The sequence below is a fragment of the Robinsoniella peoriensis genome (assembly GCF_000797495.1).
Lineage (GTDB): Bacteria > Bacillota > Clostridia > Lachnospirales > Lachnospiraceae > Robinsoniella > Robinsoniella peoriensis.
Genome location: NZ_JTGN01000022.1, coordinates 75511 through 98985, shown reverse-complemented (window position 1 = coordinate 98985; position 23475 = coordinate 75511). Strand labels below are relative to the sequence as shown.

General features: G+C 37.1%; 15 protein-coding genes. 14 read left to right on the top strand and 1 reads right to left on the bottom strand.

The window, feature by feature from the left end; translation table 11 throughout:
- Positions 1 to 501: 501 nt before the first annotated feature.
- From QR40_RS27960 to QR40_RS27910, 11 genes are all read left to right on the top strand, one after another.
- Positions 502 to 1284, top strand: coding sequence for an SDR family NAD(P)-dependent oxidoreductase (locus QR40_RS27960; protein WP_044297741.1), 783 nt, complete (start codon positions 502 to 504; stop codon positions 1282 to 1284).
- A gap of 36 nt (positions 1285 to 1320) precedes the next feature.
- Positions 1321 to 2817 carry a sugar ABC transporter ATP-binding protein gene (locus QR40_RS27955; RefSeq protein ID WP_044297740.1) on the top strand — a complete coding sequence of 499 codons (1497 nt, stop codon included), beginning with the start codon at positions 1321 to 1323 and terminating at the stop codon, positions 2815 to 2817.
- Positions 2818 to 2844: 27 nt separating this feature from the next.
- The gene (locus QR40_RS27950) at positions 2845 to 3831 is read left to right on the top strand and encodes an ABC transporter permease (protein ID WP_052431098.1); all 987 of its coding nucleotides are present in this window, start codon (positions 2845 to 2847) and stop codon (positions 3829 to 3831) included.
- Complete coding sequence (locus tag QR40_RS27945; RefSeq protein ID WP_044297739.1) at positions 3828 to 4823, top strand: ABC transporter permease; 996 nt, start codon at positions 3828 to 3830, stop codon at positions 4821 to 4823. Before QR40_RS27950 ends, QR40_RS27945 begins: the two co-directional genes overlap by 4 nt.
- Positions 4824 to 4951: 128 nt before the next feature.
- Entirely contained in the window at positions 4952 to 6043 is a 1092-nt protein-coding gene (locus QR40_RS27940) for an autoinducer 2 ABC transporter substrate-binding protein (protein WP_044297738.1), read from the top strand.
- A 76-nt stretch (positions 6044 to 6119) separates the two neighbouring features.
- Positions 6120 to 7145 carry a Gfo/Idh/MocA family protein gene (locus tag QR40_RS27935; protein ID WP_044297737.1) on the top strand — a complete coding sequence of 342 codons (1026 nt, stop codon included), beginning with the start codon at positions 6120 to 6122 and terminating at the stop codon, positions 7143 to 7145.
- Between the two features lie 106 nt (positions 7146 to 7251).
- Positions 7252 to 8028: an SDR family NAD(P)-dependent oxidoreductase gene (locus QR40_RS27930; protein WP_044297736.1), complete on the top strand. Its 777-nt coding sequence runs from the start codon at positions 7252 to 7254 to the stop codon at positions 8026 to 8028.
- 18 nt (positions 8029 to 8046) lie between these two features.
- Positions 8047 to 8814: an SDR family NAD(P)-dependent oxidoreductase gene (locus tag QR40_RS27925; protein WP_044297735.1), complete on the top strand. Its 768-nt coding sequence runs from the start codon at positions 8047 to 8049 to the stop codon at positions 8812 to 8814.
- Positions 8815 to 9195: 381 nt separating this feature from the next.
- Positions 9196 to 9906, top strand: coding sequence for a PIG-L deacetylase family protein (locus QR40_RS27920; protein WP_044297734.1), 711 nt, complete (start codon positions 9196 to 9198; stop codon positions 9904 to 9906).
- A 50-nt stretch (positions 9907 to 9956) separates the two neighbouring features.
- Positions 9957 to 10913 (top strand): sugar phosphate isomerase family, encoded by a 957-nt coding sequence (locus tag QR40_RS27915; RefSeq protein WP_044297733.1) that lies wholly within the window; start codon positions 9957 to 9959, stop codon positions 10911 to 10913.
- Between the two features lie 191 nt (positions 10914 to 11104).
- Positions 11105 to 12154, top strand: a complete 1050-nt coding sequence (locus tag QR40_RS27910) for a Gfo/Idh/MocA family protein (RefSeq protein ID WP_044297732.1) — start codon at positions 11105 to 11107, stop codon at positions 12152 to 12154.
- Positions 12155 to 12272: 118 nt separating this feature from the next.
- Here QR40_RS27910 and QR40_RS27905 read toward each other — a convergent pair whose 3' ends face one another.
- Positions 12273 to 13445 carry an ROK family protein gene (locus QR40_RS27905; protein WP_027295419.1) on the bottom strand — a complete coding sequence of 391 codons (1173 nt, stop codon included), beginning with the start codon at positions 13443 to 13445 and terminating at the stop codon, positions 12273 to 12275.
- Positions 13446 to 13559: 114 nt separating this feature from the next.
- Between QR40_RS27905 and QR40_RS27900 the strand changes: the two genes are divergently transcribed.
- From QR40_RS27900 to QR40_RS27890, 3 genes are all read left to right on the top strand, one after another.
- Positions 13560 to 14600 (top strand): DUF4432 family protein, encoded by a 1041-nt coding sequence (locus QR40_RS27900; RefSeq protein WP_044297731.1) that lies wholly within the window; start codon positions 13560 to 13562, stop codon positions 14598 to 14600.
- 94 nt (positions 14601 to 14694) lie between these two features.
- The gene (locus QR40_RS27895; protein WP_044297730.1) at positions 14695 to 15159 is read left to right on the top strand and encodes a heme-binding protein; all 465 of its coding nucleotides are present in this window, start codon (positions 14695 to 14697) and stop codon (positions 15157 to 15159) included.
- A gap of 1629 nt (positions 15160 to 16788) precedes the next feature.
- On the top strand, positions 16789 to 23442 hold the full coding sequence (locus QR40_RS27890; RefSeq protein ID WP_044297729.1) for a family 78 glycoside hydrolase catalytic domain: 6654 nt from the start codon (positions 16789 to 16791) through the stop codon (positions 23440 to 23442).
- The last annotated feature ends 33 nt before the right edge of the window (positions 23443 to 23475 follow it).

Below are 23475 nucleotides of genomic sequence, written 5' to 3'. Positions count from 1 at the left end.
AATATGGATATTTATATAAAGTTAGTAAAAATATACAAATTTTTTTATAAGAATTGTTAAAAAGTATTAAAAACATTAATAAAAATATTTTAAAAATGTATTGACACAGTCATTTTGTTGATGTATTATAATTATTATAAAAACAAAACATATTTAAAATTAATTTATTATATATTGAGGTTCATAATAATTTAAAAATATTATTTTTAAGAATAAGTTAGTGAGATGAATGTTAATATTTAAAATTAAGTAACATTAAGAACATTTTCTGTTGTAAAAATTAAAAAGAACGTAGTTTTATGTATTTCATAATATTTGTTAATTTAACAGAAATATTAACGCATAAATCTATAGAATGAGCATTTTTATGTTGAGGTAAAGTCTATATTTAACGTGGTCAAAAGGCAATAGCCTTATTGATAGGATACATAGTAGAAGGAATTGAGTTTTTTAGACAACTGTAAGAGGTAGCCATGAAAAAATTACAAGGAGGTATGAGAGATGTCAGTAGTAAATGATTTATTTGATTTGAGTGGAGAAGTAGCACTGGTGACAGGTGCAAGTAAGGGATTGGGAAAAATGTTTGCTAAAACGTTAGTAAATGCAGGTGCAAAGGTATGTTTACTTTCTTTTGAGAGGGAGGAGTTGCTACGGACAGAAAAAGAGTTGAAGGAGGCCGGTTATGATTGTATGAGTTTTCACGGAGATATTACTCATGAAAATGAAATACAGGATTGTGTAGATCAAATAATCAAATATTATGGGAAATTAGATATTTTGGTTAATAATGCCGGAATTGGACGATGTAATAAAACTCCGGAGGAAACAACCTTGAATGAGTGGGAAAAGGTTATTGATATAAATGTAAACGGTAGTTTTATTTGCGCTAAAGTTGCGGGAAAAGAAATGTTGAAGAAAAAAAAGGGAAAGATTATAAATATGTCTTCCATTTCAGGTAAAGTTATTAATAAAGGAGTGCATGGGGGGTCTTATGATGTGTCAAAAGCAGCAATAGATGGACTTACTAAAGCATTGGCTAGTGAGTGGGCTAAGTATAATATAAATGTGAACGCAATAGCTCCTGGTTATTTCATGACAGACCCAAATAAAGAATTTTTTAAAGCTGATCCTGGTTTTTATGATTTGGCCTTAGGGTTGATTCCAGCGGGTCATATGGCAAATCCAGAAGAATTGGCAGGAACTCTTCTTTTCTTATCATCTCGAGCTTCTGATTATGTACACGGTACGATAATTCAAGTTGATGGCGGTTATATGGTATGGTAAAAAATCTGGAATAATAGAAAATAAGAGGTGAAGAATGTGGCTGAAACTTTGTTAAAACTGACCGATATTACAAAAGAATTCCCAGGTGTACTTGCTTTAAATAACGTAAGGTTAGATATAAAAGAAGCTGAGGTTCTAGCGTTGGTAGGAGAGAATGGAGCAGGAAAATCTACATTGATTAAAATTCTAACAGGTGCATTAAATGGTTGGACTGGAGAGATTTTATGGAAGGGAGAACCGTTAAAAGTACATTATCCTTGGGAAGCTCAACAGGCAGGTATATCCACAATATATCAGGAACTAACTCTTTGTCCGGACATTACAGTGTCGGAGAATATATTCCTTGGCAGGGAACCAAAAAAAAATGGCCTAATTGATTGGGCTAAGATGAATGCTATGACAGCAAAGGTTCTTGAAAGACTTGAAGTAAGCGTATCTCCAACGGAAAAGGTGAGTAGACTTAATGTTGCAACGCAGCAGCTAATAGAAATAGGAAGGGCTTTGACTATGAATGCGCAGCTGATTATTATGGATGAACCTACTTCTTCCTTATCAGAACATGAAGTTTATACACTAATGAAAATTATCAAAGATTTGAAAGCAAATGGTATATCAATCTTGTATATATCTCATAAATTTAATGAGATTTTTGATATTTCCGACAGAATCAGTGTTCTTCGGGATGGTGAATATGTTGACACTGTTAATACGTCAGAAGCCAATATTGATAAGGTGTTGGAAATGATGGTAGGACGTACTGTTAATATAAGATTTAAAGATCGGACGAACAAGATAGGAGATGAGATATTTGCCGTTGAGGGTCTATCTTCAAAAGGAGTATTTGAAGATATAAGTTTTTATTTAAATGAAGGAGAGATTCTTGGTGTGTCTGGGCTTGTAGGAGCTGGTAGAACGGAAATGGCAAGAGCAATATTTGGAATTGACAAATCTGATTCCGGTACAATTACTATTGGAAAAAAGAAGCGAAATCTCCCCAGATCTCCAAAAGAAGCATTGAAACTTGGCATTGGATTCCTTCCGGAAGACCGAAAAGACGAAGGACTTGTTTTATTAATGAGTGTTCTGGAAAATTCAACTCTAGCAAAATTGGCTAAAAATGTATCAAATACGTTAATTAATGCCAAAAAAGAAAGGATATTAGTTGATGAGTATGTTCGAAAACTAACAATCAAGACTCCTTCATCAAAACAATTGACCCGTAATCTCAGTGGTGGCAACCAACAGAAAGTTGTAATAGCAAAATGGCTATTGAGTAAGTCAAAAATATTGATTTTTGATGAACCAACTCGTGGTATTGATGTGGGAGCAAAGGCAGAAATATATGATTTAATGAACGAACTTGTAGCTGATGGTTATGGTATTATTATGATATCCTCAGAACTTCCGGAGGTAATTGGCATGAGTGACCGGATAATGGTGATGCAGGAAGGAAAGGTGGCCGGTATATTCAATAAAGGTGATGTAACACCGGAAGAGATTATAAGCTATGCAACAGGAGCAGGCAAAAATTAGAATTATATAAAGGAGGTATCAGGTATTGTGAAAAAAGATGTTGTGGCCATAAGCAAGGGCGGAATGGGAAGATCCTTTAAAAAGGCTTTAATTAACATTCCAGAACTGACAATTATAATATCAATTATTCTGATTTCTATATTTATAGGAGTACAGTCAGAATCTTTTTTTTCCAGTACAAATTTATTAAATATTTCTAAACAGATTGCAGTAAACGGGATTATTGCTGTAGGTATGATGTTAGCAATTATTTCCAGAGGTGTAGATCTTTCGGTTGGTTCCACGGTAAGTGTGGTCTGCGTAGTAGCAGGTTCATTTATTAAAATGGGGTTGCCGGCATGGGCAGTTTTGTTAGTCTGTCTGTTAACCGGAGCAGTATGCGGTGGTATAAATGGAGTTCTCATTGTTAAGCTGCAGGTAAAGCCAATAATTGTGACTTTGGCTACTATGAATATTTTCAGGGGATTTACTTATGTATATTCTGGAGGAAAATGGATAACCAATCTGCCTAAGGATTTTTTGTTTTTTGGAAATGGTGTTGTTCCTGCAGTTATATTACTGGTTGTTTTGACTTTATTTACTGTAATAATGAAATATATATCGTTTGGCAGACATGTTTATGCTATTGGTAGTAATGAGGAATCAGCGAAATTAGCAGGTATTCGTGTTGATAAGACTAAGGTGATGGTATTTATGGTATCAGGAATTTTAACAGGGCTTGCTGCCATGATATTTATAGGTCGTACGGGAGCCATTCAGCCGGCTGCGGGGATTGGATATGAGATGGATGCAATTGGAGCTGCTGTATTGGGAGGTGTTAGTTTTTTAGGCGGTAAGGGAACTGTTGGAGGTACAATTTTAGGCGCCATATTAATGGGGGTAATTCTAAATGGTATGACGCTACTAAAGATATCAGCAAATTTTCAGGGATTAATAACTGGAATGATTATTATTTTAGCACTGCTTCTGGATACTGTAAGAAACATTTATGGGGAAAGGAGGAATGGGAGATGAAAGGTAAAGACAGAGGTAGAAACGATATCTTTACGAAAATGGGATATGAACTGGTTTTGCTTGCTTTTTTGGCTGTATGGTTTATTTTCATGGGATTAATGGGCCGAGGATTTCTTGCCTTAAATAATATTGTTACAGTTTTGACAAGAGTCAGCGAAGTGGCAATTATAGCAGTAGGAATGACGGTAGTTATTATAGCAGGCGGATTTGATCTTTCAGTGGGAACAGTGATGGCTATTGTACCAGTTGTTATTGGAATTTCTTATGGAAATGGCATTCCCTTTGGAATTTGTATTATTTTGGGTATCATTACAGCAATAGTAATTGGGTTTGTTAATGGTATATTAATTGCAAAAGCTGGATTTCAACCAATTATTGGTACTTTAGCCACAATGACAGCACTGCGAAGTATCATATATGTGTTAACTGACGGAAAGCCGGTTAGCTCGTTTCCAAAAAATTATAGCCAGTTGGCGCACGGTACGTTGTTTGGAATTCCTATTCCAATATTGATTTTAATAGTAGTTATTGTTTTATTTCAATGGATTATGAGGTCAACAAAATATGGGAGGTTTATCTATGCTACAGGAGGAAATCCCAAAGCAACCAACATTGCAGGAATCAGTGTGGATCGGATTACAATAATGGTATATGTAGTTAGTGCTTTACTATCAGCAGCAGCAGGTATTATATTTTCATCCAGGTTAATTTCTGCATCACCGGATGCGGGTCGAAACACTGCATTTGATGTAGTTACTGCAGTATTAATGGGTGGAACCAGCATTAATGGTGGTCAAGGAAATATCGTAGGTACTATGATTGGAATCATGATCTTAAATTTTATTATTAATGGTTTTAATTTGCTTGGGGTTAATGCTTATTGGCAAATGATCTTTATGGGAGTTGTTTTGTTGATTGCTATTGGATATGATGCAAAACTTAGGAGTGGTATTGCAATTTTTAAATTTATAAGACGAAAAAATACTATATAATTATCTATTTTATGATGAAATGTTGAAAGAAAATTATTATATTGGGAAGGAAGCCACGTTAAACATTCTTTCAACTTTATTTGTGGCAATATGATAGGATAACCTGTTATATTCAAGAGGAATAAAATATGAAAAATTCAAAATTATTTACAGCAATAGCAATTTTGATAGTTATGATTTTAATGGTAACCGGTTGTGGAAGCGACAGTGGAAAAACATCTGAAAAGTCAGAACCACAATCATTGGAAACGGAGATAAACAAAGAGGATACAAGTTTAGAATCAGGAAAAAAGAATACCACTGAAAGAGATACATATAAGATAGGAATAGTTGTTAAACAAATGGGTGCCCCATATTTTGATTATGCAGCGGAGGGGGCAAAAAAAGCAGCAGCGGATTTAAATGCTGAAATTATTTCCTATACAGGACCATCCTCAGAGGATGTTAATCAGGAAATAACATTTATTGAAGATTTGATTACACAAGGCGCAGATGCCATCATGATATCTACTGCAGATAGTACGGCTATTATTCCTACAATTAACAAGGCAATGGATGCAGGCGTAGACATTTTTACATTTGATATTGATGCTCCAGACAGCAACAGGCTATTTTGCATAACTGCTGGTAATCCAGAAGAGAGTGGTGCTACAATTGGGGAAAGTTTGGTTAAATTGGTTGGAGAAAAGGGACAGGTAGCTTTACTTACAGGAGGACTGGGATCAGAAACTCTGAATCGTCGTTTGGAGGCTATTAAAGAGGTGTTGGAAAAATATCCGGATGTAGAAGTAGTTGCTACAGAGGCATGTGATGATAATTTCGAAAAGTGCGTGTCACAGGTGGAAAATTTAATACAAACGTATCCCGACTTAAAGGCGGTAGCGGGAGTGTCAACTGTAAATCCTCCAGCAGCAGCCATGGCAATTCAATCTGCGAATAAAACAGGTAAAATTATTTCCATAGGAATTGGTCTTCCTTCACAGTGTGCGGAGTATATTGATGCTGGTGTAATACCGGAGCTTACCCTATGGGACCCGGGAGTTATGGGATATGATGCTGTTGCGGCGGCAGTTAATTATATGGATACAGGAAAGCTTCCACTTAACAATGAAGATTATGGTGAATATGGAGGTAAGCTAATCGTGGAAGATGGAGGTAATGTAGGATATATTCCCAGCATTATTTTTACAAAAGAAAATGTTCATGATTACGATTTTTAAAATATTTGTAATATGACAATGGTATTACCAACTTGGATATTTTAAAGATAAATTTAAAGAAAGGTGGTAAGGGTTAATGGAAAAATTAAGAATGGGTATAGTTGGAGCTGGTATATGGGGTGAAACACATGCGAGTATTTATAATGAACATCCTTTTGCGGAAACGGTGGCTATTTGTGATAAAGACAGGACAAAGGCAGAGGCATTGGCAGCAAAGTTTGGCATAAAAGAAGTTTATACGGATTACAGGGAAATGGCAGTAAAATCTAGCTGTGATGCCATTGCTATTGTCACACCGGATTTTCTGCATGCGGATATTGCAATAGCTTGTGCAGAAGCGAAAAAAAACCTTTTAATAGAAAAGCCACTAGCTACTACACGGGATGATGTATATCGCATGATGGATGCTTTTGAAAAAAATAAAGTACGAGTGATGGTTGATCTTCATAACAGGTGGAATCCGGCAGTTAATACTGCAAAACAGTTAATAGATGCAGGAGATTTAGGAGTTCCTACAAGTGCATATGGTCGTCTTAATGACATTAAGTGGGTAGCAACAGATATGCTCTCCTGGGCAGGGAAGTCTTCAATTCTGTGGTTCCTAGGAAGTCACTGTTTAGATACTCTTCGATTCCTAATGGGGTCAGAGGTAGAGCGAGTTTATGCAGTTTCAAGGGAAGGTGTATTAAAAAATTTGGGAGTAGATGTTCCGGATATGTATCAGGCTACTCTGGAATTTAAAAATGGCGCTATTGCACAGATGGAGAGTGGCTGGATTACGCCAAATGCAAATACATGTATTAATGATATTAAATTCACGGTTCTTGGTACAGATGGCATGATTAATATTGATTGCTCAAGTCATAATATGATTCAAGAGGTCACAGATAATAAAGTGATAACTCCGGATATTATAGTACGTAATAAAGTGGATGGAAAAGTAAAAGGTTTCGCATACGAAAGTATTCGTTCTTTTGTAGACTGTATTATAAGTAACAGAGATTTTTTAGTAACAAAAGAGGATGCTGCCAATACATCCCTGATACTGCTGGCAATTATGGAGTCAGCAAAGACAAGAGAGCCTGTCACTGTAAAATATTAAATATTTAATAACAGTTAAGGGGAAGAGATTCCCCTGACTGTTCAAAGATACATTACTAATAAAGGGCAGATTAAGTCAAAGTTATGGCGAAAGGATTGGTTAGTTAATGAAAAGTAAATTTGATTTGAGTGGCAAGACAGCAGTTGTAACAGGCGCTGCACAGGGGCTTGGAAAGTCATTTGCTCGTGCGTTGTCGCTAGCTGGTGCAGAAGTATTTCTCATGGCAAGAAGCCTTGAACGTCTTGAGGAAACAGCAGAAAGGATTGAAGAAGAATCTGGAAATATGACCCATGCCTATGTATTGGATATTACAGATGAGTTGAGTGTTGTTAGAGCATGTCAGTTTGTAATGCAGAATGCGGGGCATTTGGATATTCTTGTTAATAATGCGGCAGTGGGAAGGAGTAATATACCGCTGGTAGAAGAGAGCCTGGAAGAATGGAATAGCATACTGGAAACAAATCTTACAGGAACATTTTTAATGATGAAACATGTTGGAAAAATTATGAAAAAACAAAAATCGGGAAAGGTAATTAATCTTGCTTCTATGACGGGAAAAGTAGCAATGAGAAATCCAACCATTGGTGCTTACGATGTGTCAAAAGCAGGAGTAGAGTGTTTGACGCGCCTAATGGCAGGAGTATGGGCAGAATATCATATCAATGTTAATGCAATTTGTCCAGGCTATTATATGACAGAGATTAATGATAGTTATGTCAAAGAGCATCCTGAATTTTATATGGATTCATTAGATCAAATACCACTCAAAACTTGGGGAAAACCAGATGATATTGGAGATATTGCTGTGTTTTTAGCTTCTGCTGCATCAGATTATATGACAGGGGCTACGCTGGTAACTGACGGAGGATATATGATTTGGTAAAAGAAGGAGAAAAATATTATGAGGGTAAAAGGTAAAATAATTGCTGTCACCGGAGCAGGAAGTGGCATTGGTAAAGCAGCAGCACAATTATTTGCTAAGGAAGGGGCTGTTGTATTACTTCTGGAAAAAGATGAAGTGAAAGGGCGTGAAGTAGAGCAGGAGATTATAGCCATTGGAGGACATGCAAGATTATATCTCATGGATATATCTGAATGGAATCAGGTACAAAAGGTATTTTGTAATATTGAGGATCATTACGGGGGTATTGATGTATTATATAATAATGCTTCAGTATTCTGGGGGGAGCTTGATAAAAGTATTGATAAACTTGATGTGGAAATATTTGAAAAGATTATCAGAATTAATCTTTTCGGAATGATGTACTGCTCAAAAGCGTCATTGCCGCTATTGCGTAGAAGAGGGGGAGGAAGTATTATTAATACGTCATCCAGTTGTGGAATTATTGGAGTACCAGGCTGTGATGCCTACAGTGCATCCAAGGGGGCGGTAAATTCACTAACAAAATCCATGGCAGTTGAATTTGGACCTGAGAATATTCGAACAAATTGTATTGCTCCAGCTGCAATTTATACTCCAATGATATTTGAAAGTGATTTAAATAAGACAACTTTTAATGAACAGCATTTTTTAACTCAGGGTACCCCGCTTAGACGTTGGGGAACGGCAAATGATATTGCAAATATTGCTTTGTTTTTAGCAAGTGATGAGTCTAGCTATATGAATGGAGCTATTTTGGTTGCTGATGGAGGGATTACAATATCCTAATGAGGGTATGAACCGGCTTAAACTTAAAAAATTATTATAGAATAAGGGCTGTCAATCAGATAAACACACATTTTTCTGGTAAAAATATATGCAAGGCCCAATGTATGGTCTGATAGACAGTCTTAAGCATATTATTAAACCATTAATAACCACAAAGGACTTTTCAAACAGTTGAGATTAAAGGAGTTTGAAGAAATATAGATACTAAGTTTATATTGTAAATAATCAGTATGGATAGATTTATGATAAAGAAAAATACAGTAGATTTTATCAATTATCAACAGATAAAATATTAGTCAAATGAATTATATTGTATTGATAAAATGATTAATTGATTACATATATAATATTATTAAAGAGCAAAAGACTGGAGGAACTAAGATGAATGTTTTAGCGGTAGGGTGTCATCCGGATGATCTGGAGATTGCATGTGGTGGTACACTTGCAAAATATGTAGATCAGGGTGCAGATGTTTATATGTGCCATGTTGCAAATGGAAATATGGGACATGTGAAAATTTTACCGGAACCTTTAGCAGAGATAAGGACAATGGAATCAGAAAGGGCCGGAAAGATACTTGGAGTTAAGAAGGTGTTCAATCTAAATATAGGTGATATACTTGTAAACCGTTACGATAATAAAGCAGTAGATGAACTTGCAGATATTGTGAGGATTGTTAAACCAGATGTAATTATTACTCATAATGATGTGGATTATATGCAGGATCATATAGAAACAAGCAGGCTTGCTTTTAATAGCAGTTTTATTGCCACATTGGCGCATAAATCTGTACGATATGCAGCTTATAACGAATTTGTGCCTATTTATTTTATGGATACTCTGGCAGGAGTAGATTTTATACCTACACATTACGTAGATGTAACACAGCAGATTGACAGAAAGCTAGAAGCCTTGAAATGCCATGAATCACAGATAAAATGGATGCTGGAACATGATGGAATAGACTTTTTAGATATGGTTAAAACCTGCTCCAGATACCGAGGGTATCAGTGTGGAGTTGCATTTGCTGAAGGCTATAGGCCGTGTAACGTTTATCCAAGAATGACAACGAAACAGTTATTGCCCAGATAGATGACAATAATATTAACAATGACATGTATTGAAAGAGAGGATAGATATTTATGAAAATTAATTTTAATGAGACAGTTAGAGGAAGTTTATTGGAAGGATTTTATCCAAAAGGATGGGATATGGAAAAGATTGATGAGTGCTGCAGCCATAGTCCAAATGAAATTAAAGAGAGGCAGGATTTCTGGAATAAAGAATTTGATATTGCTGCTTGTAAAACCGTAGATGAGTTTAATGTAAAATTAGGGCATGAAATTGCACTTGAGATTAGGGAGGCAAAAGAAAAGGGACAGACGTTGGCACTTATTTTACCTGTAGGACCAATGGGAATGTATGAATGGATTGTTTATTACTTAAAGAGATGGAATGTTACCTGCGACCATTTGTATTGTTTTAATATGGATGAATGGGCGGATAAAGAAGGAAACACTCTTGACAGTACAGAACCCGGTTCTTTTCAATATGCAATGGAACATGCATTTTATAATCCATTGGGAAAATTAACGGTACCTGAATCACATAGAAATTTTGCAACAAAGGAGAATCTTCCTACATATCCAGATAAAATTACCAGTTTAAAAGAAAATGGGGCAAGACTTATAACAATATATGGAATTGGTAGAATGTGTCATATTGCATTTTGGGAACCACATTTTGGCGCAGAATTTGATTCAGATACTATCTGGAAAGATCAATGTTATAGGAAAGGCGCATTACTCCATCCATTAACAATTGAACAAAATGCAATAACCAGTTTTAAAAGTCGGACATCACTTGTTCCATGTACAGCAAATACGATTGGTCCTGGATTATTCTTAAAGTCTGACAGAATGATTGGAGGGGCTGATGGAGCTTTTTCACGAGGAATGCAATGGCAGGGTATGCCCCTGTGGATGACACTCCGTTACGGACCTTCGAGATGGGTTACTTCTTCTTATATTCCAACAATTCCTGGGACACTTTTTTATTTGGAGGAACTGGCAGGGCCGTTAGTAGCTGATTGTAACTAGAAGTATAATAATTAGCTTGAAAACGTGGTATCCAGACTTTTTAGCGCGTTTTTTAGTAATATCTAATATAGAGCTTTTTACTTAAAGGTATGTTAATGAGCATGGAGGTAATAGAATAAGTTCTGTAATTATTAAAAGACCCGCTATGCTATGTAACCTTTATCAATAATAAATATGTAACAGGAGATGAAATGAAGGAATATGTTAAATGGGGGATTGTAGGAGCGGGTGGAATAGCAAGAAGAAGGACGATTCCTGCTATTAATGAAATATCAAATGCATCGATTCAGGCAGTCATGGATACCAATACCAACGGAATGATTGACCTGATGAAGGAATACGATATTCCGGATGTATATGGCAACATAGATGATATGCTGAGAAATGCAGATATAGACGCGGTATATATTGCGTCTCCGGTACTATTTCATAAAGAACAGGCAATTAAAATTTTAGAGGCAGGAAAACATCTGTTAATTGAAAAACCGCTTGGAATTCATGCATCTGCCGCAAAAGAAATTATGGAGTGTGCCAAAACAAAAAATGTCTGTGCCGGTGTGGCAATGGTTATGCGTTTTCATGATGGACATCAGAAGATAAAAGAGATGATAGGTCACAAAGATCTGGGGGAAATTGTTTCCTGCAGAGGTCAGTTAACCTGCTGGTTTCCGCCTATGGAGGGAAATTGGCGTCAGAATCCGGCGATTTCCGGTGGTGGAGCACTTATGGATATGGGAATCCATTGTATAGACCTTATGAAATATCTAATGGATGACCGGGCTGAGAAAACAGTGGGAATAATTGAAAATAAAAGTTTTTCTTATCCGGTAGAAGACTCTGCTTCCTTTATGCTGAAGATGAAAAAAGGTGCGACCTGTTATATTGATGCCTATTTTAATATACCGGATCAGGCTGCAAAATGCTTTCTGGAAATCTATGGTACAAAAGGAAGCATTATTGCAAATGGCACGATTGGACAGGATGGTTGCGGAGATATAAAAGTATACATCGAGCAGGAAGATAAGGTGTATGAGAGTAGCCAGGTTAGGAATAAGCAGGCAGAAGCCGTGACCATGGAGTTTGAGCAGGTAAATATGTATGCAAAGCAGCTGAGCGAGTTTTCGGAATGTATACTTACAGGAAAAGAACCCAGAACCACGATGGAAGACGCTTATGATACGATGAAAATTATCGATGCTGTATATGAGTCAGCAAAAAAAGAAAGGGTGATCTATCTTTAAAATTAAGAAGGAAAAGGAATTTGCTTTTCCTTCTTAATATCTAGTAGTCCATAAAGCTTAAATCACAAATAAATTCTTGTCTATTTTCCAAACTTTATGGACTACCAGACAGATCATATTATATCGTCAGGTTTCCGGTAAATAACTGGTCTAATATAACACAGACAGATCCGTAAAGAGGACTATTTTCCTCAAATTTTGTCTTATGCAGAGTTATGGTGCGGTTATTGCGAAAAATACTGATCTGGTTCAGGGTATAGGCTATAGAAGCCAGTATTTCATCCGGAAAATATACGGCGGAGTGACCAAATACCACTGTACTGATATCAATTATATTAATCAGGTTATTAAGAGCATAGGCAAGCTGATCAGATATGTTTTGCAGAATGGAGTATGCTTTCACTGAAGTAGTGCAGTATTCCATGGTTTCTTTAAAGGTGGTCAGCCTGGTGCCGCAGGCTTCATTGATTCTGTGAATGATAACAGGAGCACTGGCATACAGTTCCAGGCATCCGCGGTTGCCGCAATTGCATTTGGGACCTTTAAAATCAATGGTGGTATGTCCAAGTTCTCCGCAGGAGCCGGTAAGGTTATTTAACAGCTGCTTATTTGAAACTATGGCGGAAGCTATTCCATTTGTAATACCAATATACAGGAAGTTTTCTTTTTGCTGTCCAATGCCATAGTACATTTCGCAAAGAGCGGCTGCCTGCATATCATTTTTTACATACACGGGAATATCAAATCTGGGGGACATATAACTTTTAATGTCCATTTCTTTAATATTAAAAAAGTTAGTTACATTTTTGATTACGCCGTGGATGGTATCTACAACACCGATCGTGGAAATACCAATACCAAGTACCGGACGTTCAGTCAGGTGAAGGAGGTATTCAGCCAGACGATATGCCTTTTCCAATATGGATTCGGAAGTTTCATTTTCCTCAAAGTCTTCCTGTTTTGCTGCTACCAGCTTCAGACTTAAATCACTTAAGATTCCAAAGAGAAAGTCTTTTGAAATCCAGATTCCTGCTACAACAGGAGAAGTAGGAGAAATGGTAAGGATTTTTGGTGTCCTTCCCAGATTTTTGGAGTCAGAGGAAGCTTCTGATTCAACAATAATATTCTGCTGTAATAGTTCAGAGGTAATATTGGTCAGCGTCATGGAAGTAAGCTTTGAGCGCTGTGCAAGACTGTTTCGTGTGGTACCATTTCCGGTGGCAATCAATTGTAATATTAAAGCACGGTTATATTCTTTTACGCCGATAAGGTTTAATCCTGATTTTTTCATAACGTTTTATCCTTTAATTTATAAAAATATTTTATTATATATATTGTAACCTATTTTTCAAAGTGTGTAAACCACCAAAAAAGCAAATCAGTATTTAAGAGGAGGGATTGGAATATGGGAAGAGATTATTTTAATCGCAGAAACTATGGATGCAGAATAAAAGAATTTACAATCAATGGGTATCGCCATATGTCATTAGAAAATAACCTGATAAAAATAGGTATAGCGTTGGATAAAGGGGCAGATATCTATGAATTTTTATATAAACCAAAGGATATTGAGTTTATGTTCAGTTGGGGAACTCATATGGACAGAGATATTGTGCCTGGGATCGCGTCCGGCAAAGGAAATTTTATGGATTATTATGAAGGCGGATGGCAGGAGTTATTTCCGGGAATAAGCTGTGGAGAAGGGGTAAATGGGGCTGAAATGGGAATGCATGGAGAGGTTGCTCTGCTCCCCTGGAACATGGATGTGTTGGAGGATTCAGAGAAAAAGATTACAGTAGAGTTATCGGTAGCGACCCTTCGTTTTCCGTTTATTCTGAAAAAGACACTGACACTTCTGGAAAATGATTCAGTTCTTTATGTGGAGGAAGAAATTATAAACAGCGGTGTGCAGACAATGCAATACCAGTGGGGGCACCATCCTGCAATAGGAGGTAATTTTCTGGATGAGACCTGTGAGATTATAGTAAAAGGTACTCCGGCTGTAAAGGGGGTACAGGCAGACCTGGGTTCGGTAAGCTGCCTGGAAGCAGGTCAGGAAGGTATCTGGCCTGTAGTGACGGACCAGTCAGGTAATCCTTGTGATTTAAGCAAAGTAGAGAAAAAGGAAAGTAAAACATACAGGGAGTTTTCCTTGTCAAATTTAGAAGAAGCGGAATTTATTGTTAAAAACAACAGGCTGCAGATCGGATTTGGAATGAGATGGGAAAAGGATGTATTTCCACATTTATGGGTATGGCAGATGTATGGAGGAGGATTTGATTATCCATTCTACGGAAATGCATATACATTGGCATTAGAGATGTGGAATTCCCTGCCCGGAGGTCTAAGTGAAGCAATAAGGCAGAAAACAGCACCCTCTATAGGACCTTCTGAAAATAAAAAGACGAGGTTTCAGGTTTTTGTAACATTACCGGATGAAGCGTAGAAGAAAGAGCGGTTTCAGTTTGGAAGAAAATTACTTTCACACTGCTGATTAAGAAATAGCGCAAGCCAGTTTGTGCTATTAAGGAGGATTAAGAATGGAACAATCGTTAATGGAAAGATGCCTGGATGAGGAAAAACTATATCAGTTTACATCTTTTTCTCATAAAAATGCTTTTGATTTGGGAATGGAGATGCTAAAGGTAAGCCAGGAAAAGAAAGAAACAGTAGCAATTGAAGTAAAGATAAACCAGGTAAGTGTTTTTAAATACCTACCGGATGGAACCGGAAAGTTTCATGAAATGTGGCTGAAAAGAAAAAGTAATATGGTGGAAGTAATGGAGATGAGCACTCTGAGAGCATATGCCCAGCTGGAAGAAAACCAGGAAGATATGATTAAAGACTGGTTTTTAGAGCCAGAAGATTATGCTGCCTGTGGAGGAGGGTTTCCAATACGTTTAAAAGGAGGAAGCGTAATAGGATCAATTTGCGTTTCCGGGCTTCCTCATTTAGAAGATCATGCAATTTTAATAGAGGGGATAAGCAGATTCTTGGATAATTAGATTTTTTTATAAATGCAATAAAATGCAAAGTAAAAGTTGACAAAAATGAAAATGGAGTATAAGATAAAGATATAAAGGCAGTCGCCTTCACAAGCGTGACTTCCACTATGGTTAATTAAAAATAATCACCCACTACTTTGGCGGCAGGGGTGATTATTTTTTTGTATCTTTATGTTTAGAGTAAATAAGGATATTACAAATTCAAAAAAAGCGTAAATAAGTAAATGAAAGATAGTATGTGATCTGACTGTCGTAGGCAGATCAATTGTTTATAAGAAATGAATTAATTTCAAATAAATGCAAAGTAAAAGTTGACAAAAACTAAAATGGAGTGTAAGATAAAGATACAAAGGCAGTCGCTTTCACAAGCGTGACTTCCACTATGGTTAATTAAAAATAATCACCCACTACTTTGGAGGGCAGGGGTGATTATTTTTTTGTATCTTTATGTTTAGAGTAAATAAGGATAGCAACGATTAAAGAAGCTACATTTATGATAATCATAAATTCTTCGTAAGTACTCATTATACCACCTCCTATCGGAAGTGGGAATCACCCTTGCAGAACGACTGCCTAAGTAAAGTATAAAACAATTAAATTAAAAATGCATTGAATTACAAATTCAAAAAAAGTGTAAATAAGTAAATTAAAGATAGTATGTGATCTGACTGTCGTAGGCAGATTAATTGTTTATAAGAAATGAATTGAAATTGATTATAAATAAATGCAAATTACAAGTTGACAAAAATGAAAATGGAGTGTAAGATAAAGATACAAAGGCAGTCGCTTTCACAAGCGTGACTTCCACTATGGTTAATTAAAAATAATCACCCACTACTTTGGATGGCAGGGGTGATTATTTTTTTGTATCTTTATGTTTAGAGTAAATAAGGATAGCAACGATTAAAGAAGCTACATTTATGATAATCATAAATTCTTCGTAAGTACTCATTATACCACCTCCTATCGGAAGTGGGAATCACCCTTGCAGAACGACTGCCTAAGTGAAGTATAAAACAATTAAATTTAAAATGCATTGAATTACAAATTCAAAAAAAGCGTAAATAATTAAATTAAAGATAGTATGTGATCTGGCTGTTATAGGCAGAGCATTTGAGCCAAACATATAGTTAATTAGTGTCGGCTATACTTGATTTGAACCAAATAAACATATCATGTAAATTAAATTTACTTTTATAAGTCCCTAAAAAGTAAAAAACCCTTCTTTTCTGACACGAAATCTTACCCAAACAGCAAAAAAAGTTACTTTTTTTGCAGGGACAGAAAAATATTACCTCAAAGCGAAATATTTTACTCTAGTAAATTTGTACATCCATTGTTATTCTAAATGTGAACAATTTGTGAAAAATTTAAAAATGAATTTGTTCATGAAATTAGGAAGTGAAAAAAATGATGAGTGAAAATGAATGAAGGACTTAAAAATCGTTATGTTAACGAAAAAAAGTCTTCAGACCATCATATTCCCCGCAAAGATATGATCTCATTTTCTAAATAAACAGTAATAAGTTTTTCATAATGTGTACATTCGTACATGCTTATTTCTGTCATCCTTTATTTCCCATAAAGTGTTTCACTTCCTAATAAAACTGAATAGTGGAGGTAGAAGTCGTGAAACTAAGAAGAAGATTATTGTCATGTTTATTGGCTACAGCAGTGACTGTAACATCAATCACACCGATAACCGCAGCAGCTTCCCAGGGGAATTTGCAGATTGGCAGCTTAAAGGTAAATTATTTAAGTGAACCATTAGGTATTGATGATTCGCAGCCTGTATTTAGCTGGATCTTAGCATCTGATGGGTATGATAAAGGACAATCCGCATATCGTATTGTTGTATCCTCAACCAGAGAAGGTGCAGAGAAGCACGTAGGTGATGTGTGGGATTCAGGAAAAAATGAAAATCAAAACAACTATAATATTACCTATCAGGGGAATCCGCTTCTATCCCGTACACCTTATTACTGGGCTGTTCAGGTCTGGGATGAGGAAGGTAATGATAACGGGTGGAGCAAAGTATCCAGTTTTGAAACCGGAATCATGTCAACAGATGAGTGGAATGGTGAATGGATAGGTATTAAAAATACAGATATGAACTTCCTGGGTGCCAATTGGATCTGGAGAAGGGATGGAAGTGATTTTAACGGATCACCGGAAGGGGTTCAGTATTTCCGAAAAGGTTTTAGAACAGATAAGACAAAAACAATTAGTAATGTCAATATTGGAATCACGGCTGATGATGAATATGAACTTTTTGTAAATGGACAAAAAGCAGGAGAGAACGGCGGTGAGGATTCCTGGAAAAATGGTAAATTATACGATATAACTAATTTGATTTCTGCAGAGGGAGAAAATGTAATAGCCGCATCCGCACATAATACTTCCAGAGGATATGCCGGGTTACTGGCTAAGATAGAGGTTCTGTATAATGATGGGACAAAAGACACCTATGTTACAGATAATTCCTGGAAACTAAGTAAAACAAAAGAAGAAGGCTGGAGTGATCAGAATTATAACGATACCGGGTGGACAAATCCGGATCAGTCGGAACCTTATGGAAATAGCCCATGGAACAGTGGTGTTGCTCCTAACGCAGAAAATGCATTTGCTGCAACGGTTCTTCGTAAAGAGTTTAAAACGGACAAAGGTGCTATAAAAGATGCAAAAGCATATGTTTCCGGACTTGGATTTTTTGAACTTAAAATAAATGGACAATTACCGGACGATACCTTATTGAATCCTGCAAATACCCAGTATAACCAGACTTCTCTTTACCGGGTATTTGACGTAACAGAATTAGTAAAAGAAGGAAAGAATGCAATTGGAGTAGAGCTTGGCAACAGTTTTTATAATGAGACCTGTTCGGTATGGAACTGGCAGGATGCCAGTTGGAGAGATGCCCCCAAGCTGCGAATGGAGCTGGAAATTGAATATGAAAACGGGGAAAAAGAATCTGTGGTAACGGATGATTCCTGGAAAGCAACAAAGGAAGGTCCAATCACTACCAATAGTATTTATTATGGTGAAACCTATGATGCCAGAAAAGAACTGAATGGTTTTGACCTGAATGATTATGATGATACAAACTGGGGTGCAGTGCAGTTAATGGATGCACCGGAAGGAAAGTTAAAAGCTCAGATCATGGAACCGGTCAGACGTACCAAAGAAATGCAGCCGTCTGAAATCACAAAGCTGGAAAATGGTTCTTATGTATTAACGATTCCGGAAATGCTGGCCGGATGGATTAAATTAGATATTAAAGGAGCTAATGCAGGAGATAAAGTTACCATTACCTATGGAGAAAAATTAAATGATGATGGTCAGGTACAAAAGCTTGGCGGTAAAGATGGTGTGAACTCAGGATGGTGGCCGCGTGCTTATAACCAGCAGGATAATTATATCTGTAAAGGCGGAAAAGATGTAGAAACGTTTGAGCCGAAGTTCAGTTATAAAGGTTATCAGTATGTACAGATTGACGGATATCCGTCGGAACTCACTGCAGATGATGTAATCTGTTACCGGGTAAGCAATGACATGGAAGATACCGGATCCTTTGAATCTTCTGATGAACTGTTTAACAAGATGCATCAAATGATGATTACAACCATGAAGAACAATATGCAGGGTAAACCAACCGATACTCCCGTATGGGAAAAGAACGGATGGCTTGGAGATGCTAACGTTGCACTTGAGACCATGACTTATAATTTTGGCTTTGTGAACATGTTAAAACAGTTCGTGGAAACAATGGAAGATTGTCAGAATGAGTTTAATAATGTACCCAACATGGTACCTACACAGGGCTGGGGAAATGATAACACAGTAGTATGGAACTCAATCTTCGTATTTGGTGTGGATCAGATGATTGATACCTACGGCAATGAAAGTTATCTGTATGAACAGTATGATGCAATGCGGAAACTGGCGCTGAAGGATATGGAAGAGAGCAGAAAAAATGGATGGACATGGTCAGACGGACAGTTAGCTGACTGGGTATCACCTATGGGACAGGGCGATGCTGACCAGGATTTACAGTATTCCGAAAGTCCCAGTGAGGGTTCCGGTATCTGCGGTACTGCATTTGCTTATCATTTATTAGATGTAATGGCTCAGCTCGCCGATCGAATGGGAAAAACAGATGATGCAGCAGAATACAGAGCAGCAATGGAAAAAATGTATACGGCATTTAATGAAAAATTCTACGATGCAGAAAACCAGATTTACAGAACATTAACCTGGTCACAGCAGGCAAACAGAAGCCGTTACCGCCAGACCTCCCAGTTAGTGCCGTTGGCATATGGGCTGGTTCCGGAAGAATATAAAGACGGTGTTTTAACAAATCTGGTAAATGATATTAAGGATAAAAACTATCACCTTGATACAGGATGTGTGGGATCCAAATTTATTCTTCCGGTACTTACAGATAATGGATATGCAGATGTTGCTTATAAAGTGGCTCAGCAGAAATCTTATCCAAGCTGGGGATTCATGGCTGACAGAGGAACTTCTCTCTGGGAAATGTGGGAGACATCATCCCGTTCTCTTGGACACTATTTCCTTGGTACCTACGATGAATGGTTTTACAAAGGGATTGGCGGAATCAAGGATATGCAGGACGGATATAAGACAGTTACCATCGAGCCCTCATTAAACGAAACACTGACTTACGCAAAAGCAGGTGTCAATACAGTTCGCGGACAGCTGCAGAGTGACTGGACATTAAATGAAGGTCAGGGAGTATTTGATATTCAGGTTCCGGTTGGTACAACAGCAGAGATTATCCTCCCAACTAACAATAAGGACCAGATCACATGCAACGGACAGCCTTTAAGTGAATCACTGGATGGAATTCATGCAGTAAGCAATGAAAACGGAAAAGTACATATCGAAGCAGGATCAGGAAATTACAAATTTGAAACAAATGTAAAATTAACAAGTGTTGAAAAAATAAAGCTGAAAAAGGCAATCTTAGATGCCGGCAGCTTAAAGCAGCTGGATTATGAAATGGATGCATGGACAGTATTTAAGGCAGTCTTGGATGAAGCGTCAGAATTAGATGCAAATACAGATGCAGCGCAAGAAGAAATAGACGCTATGGTCAAAAAGCTTACGGATGCTGCAGCTGAGTTAAAGCTTCATGTAAACCAAAGCAGGGTAGCTTTAAAAGAAGCAGTAAAAAATGCTGATGAAAAAGTAAATCCGGTGGCGGCACCTATTAAATATGCAGATGCTTATCAGGAAGCATATGATGCAGCAAAAGCAGGATGTACCAATGTTGAGTTAACAAATGAAGAGATGGACCAGCTGGTTCTAAAACTTTCAAATGCAGAAACAGAAATGAACAGCCATCTATTCCAGAACTTAGCATTAAATGGTAATGTAGCATTTTCCACTTCACATGAAGATGGTTATTGGGGATGGGGAAGCAAGCTTATAAATGACGGTGACAGAAAAAATATGAATAAGGATGGTGAGTACACCGGATATTCCAGTAATACAGGCGATGTTAAGAACGAGGACCATGAAGAATGGGTTAGCATAGACCTGGGAAAAGTTCAGGATATTAATGCAGTATCCATTTATCCTGCAGTTAAAAATCCTGCAGTCAAAAATTCCGGATATGGTTTTCCAAAAAACTTTGAAATTCAGGTATCTGAAAATGGAAGTGATTGGACAACGGTAGTTACAAAAGAGAATTATCCGGTACCAAGCTATGAACCGATCAGCTTTACCTTTGCTTCAGCAAATGCAAAATACGTAAAATTATTTGCTAAGAATTTAAATCCTAAGGCAAATGATCATAATTTTTATTATTTACAGCTTAGTGAATTTGAAGTATATCACAGTGAAAATACAATAGAAGAGATTGTATTAGCCGATTATGAAGCACCAAAGTCCGCTGTAGCTTATGGAGAACCGCTGGTGGATATGGCAGATATTAAGGCAACTATAAATGGAAAGACGGATATCTCTGGTAAGTGGTCAGTTGAAATGCAGGATGAAACAGCAGCTGATGTTCAGAAAAATCCGGAAACCGGAAAATATAACGTAAAATTAACCTTCCAGGCTCCAAATACTTATGCATTTTCAGACACGCTTGCCGGAACAGCAGCTGACGGAGCAAAAGTTTCTGTTGAAGATAATGGTAAGAAGTTAGTTTATACGTATGTAACAGAAGTCGTAAAAGCGGCAGCTCCGGCTGTAGAAGACAAGGAAGAATACTTTGTGTATGCAGCAGGCGGAGAAGGACAGGTTTCTATTGCAGACCTTATGGAAAAATATCAGCCATTTGTTAAGTTTGCTGTAGGAAATGTTACGGATGAATTTGGAATCCTTGATTCGAAAATTTCGGTTGACGAAAAGGGTAATCTCAGTTTTACGGTAAACACAAATGGTGAGGCAGGGCAGACTGCAGTAATACCGGTTACCGTAACGATGAAGAATTACGAAGATACAACAGTTAATGTATGCGTCAGTCTGACTGAAAAAATACCGCTTGAAATTACAAGTAATGCCCGGAATGTGATCTATACCGGCAGTCCTTATGCAGGACTTGATAATCCAAGTGCAGTAATTAAAGAAACGTTAGAAGCATATACCGGAGAATTCATTATTACCTACAATACAGAAGACGGAAGTGCTCCCGTAAAAGAAGGAAATTATACGGTAACTGTTACACCGGAGGATCCCGCATACGCAGGTCAGTGGACAGGAAGCTTTACCATTTCACCGGCACTGGAATCTGTAGAAGCACAGATTGAAAATCCGGAACTGTTCTGGGATGAAGATACACAGATTACAGGTGTTGCAGCAATTGGATCTGATGGAAATAAAATGAATCTGGCAGGTGCCGGCATTGTGTATCGATCAGAGGATACCAATATTGCGATTGTTGATGAGAATGGAAAAGTTTCTGCAAGAAATGCAGGAAGTACTAAAATTATCGTAACAATTACTATAGGTGAAATGGAAAAATCAGGAGAATTCGCAGTAACTGTATTCGAAATACCGGCAATTAGCCCGGTACTTGCATCTAAAACAACCACCAGTGTTACGCTGGAAACCGTAGAAGGTTATGAATATGCAGTTCAAAAAGAAAATGAAGAGGCTGCATTCAGCCATGTGGCTGAGTTTAAGGAATTAGAACCGGGAACCTCTTATAAGTTTTATCAGAGAATTGCAGCTACGGATACACATCATGCAGGAAGTGTAAGTGAAGCTTTGGAAGTATCTACGGATAAAGAAAAGATCCAGGGTACAATTACAATAAAAGGAAATACAAAAGAGGGTGAAAAATTAACCTTAGATACTACCGGTATCAAGAATAAAAAACCAGGTGATTTAAGTATTACATGGAAAAGGGGAAACCAGGAGATAAAGGGTGAAAACGGAAACACATATGCTCTTACAAAAGCAGATGTAGGATATAAGATTTCTGCTGTGGTAACAGCAAAAAATCTGGAGGGATCACTGACAACAGAGACGGCTTTATCTGTTCTCCCGGCAGTAACACCACCGCCTGCAAAGGTTGATGTAGACAAAGTAACCCTGAACAAGTCCAGTGTTAGTATTAAGATAAAGAAAACAGTAAAACTGACTGCACAGGTATCCCCATCTAATGCGGCAGATAAATCTATTACCTGGAAGAGCAGCAAATCCTCCATTGCAAGTGTTGATAAAAATGGAAAAGTAACTGCAAAAAAAGCGGGTAAAGCAACAATTACTGCAATTGCTTCTAATGGTAAGTCAGCAAGCTGTAAGATAACTGTAACTACGGATCCTGCAAAGATAAAATTAAATACTAACAAAAAGACATTAGGCAGAAAGGAAACTTATACTTTAAAAACAACCCTTGTTCCATCAACGGCAGCGACAAGCAAAATCATATTTACAAGCAGTAATAAAAAAGTGGCAACGGTTGATAAGAAAGGAAGAGTAAAGGCATTAAAAGAGGGAACAGCAATTATTACGGTTAAAACTGCAAATGGTAAAAAAGCAACCTGTAATATTACTGTTAAAAAAGCACCTTCTTCTATTAAGCTGAATGTTGGTAAGAAAAAGAATCTGAAGATAGGAAAAACATTAAAATTAAAAGTTACCCGCAGTGCCGGAAGTGCAGGAAATGTCACCTTTATTTCTAAAAAAGAAAAAGTGGCTACTGTAAGCTCTTCAGGGAAGATCAAAGCAATTAAAAAAGGAAAGGCGAAAATCATAGCAAAAACTTTTAATGGTAAAACAGCAGAGGTACTCATTACAGTTAAGTAATATAAAACAAGCAAAGTGCACAGAGATAGAGAT

Bases quoted from the DNA above. Each gene is read 5' to 3' on its own strand.
- QR40_RS27960 (WP_044297741.1), top strand. From the start codon at position 502: ATGTCAGTAGTAAATGATTTATTTGATTTGAGTGGAGAAGTAGCACTG.
- QR40_RS27945 (WP_044297739.1), top strand. From the start codon at position 3,828: ATGAAAGGTAAAGACAGAGGTAGAAACGATATCTTTACGAAAATGGGA.
- QR40_RS27940 (WP_044297738.1), top strand. From the start codon at position 4,952: ATGAAAAATTCAAAATTATTTACAGCAATAGCAATTTTGATAGTTATG.
- QR40_RS27935 (WP_044297737.1), top strand. From the start codon at position 6,120: ATGGAAAAATTAAGAATGGGTATAGTTGGAGCTGGTATATGGGGTGAA.
- QR40_RS27930 (WP_044297736.1), top strand. From the start codon at position 7,252: ATGAAAAGTAAATTTGATTTGAGTGGCAAGACAGCAGTTGTAACAGGC.
- QR40_RS27925 (WP_044297735.1), top strand. From the start codon at position 8,047: ATGAGGGTAAAAGGTAAAATAATTGCTGTCACCGGAGCAGGAAGTGGC.
- QR40_RS27920 (WP_044297734.1), top strand. From the start codon at position 9,196: ATGAATGTTTTAGCGGTAGGGTGTCATCCGGATGATCTGGAGATTGCA.
- QR40_RS27915 (WP_044297733.1), top strand. From the start codon at position 9,957: ATGAAAATTAATTTTAATGAGACAGTTAGAGGAAGTTTATTGGAAGGA.
- QR40_RS27910 (WP_044297732.1), top strand. From the start codon at position 11,105: ATGAAGGAATATGTTAAATGGGGGATTGTAGGAGCGGGTGGAATAGCA.
- QR40_RS27905 (WP_027295419.1), bottom strand. From the start codon at position 13,445: ATGAAAAAATCAGGATTAAACCTTATCGGCGTAAAAGAATATAACCGT.
- QR40_RS27900 (WP_044297731.1), top strand. From the start codon at position 13,560: ATGGGAAGAGATTATTTTAATCGCAGAAACTATGGATGCAGAATAAAA.
- QR40_RS27895 (WP_044297730.1), top strand. From the start codon at position 14,695: ATGGAACAATCGTTAATGGAAAGATGCCTGGATGAGGAAAAACTATAT.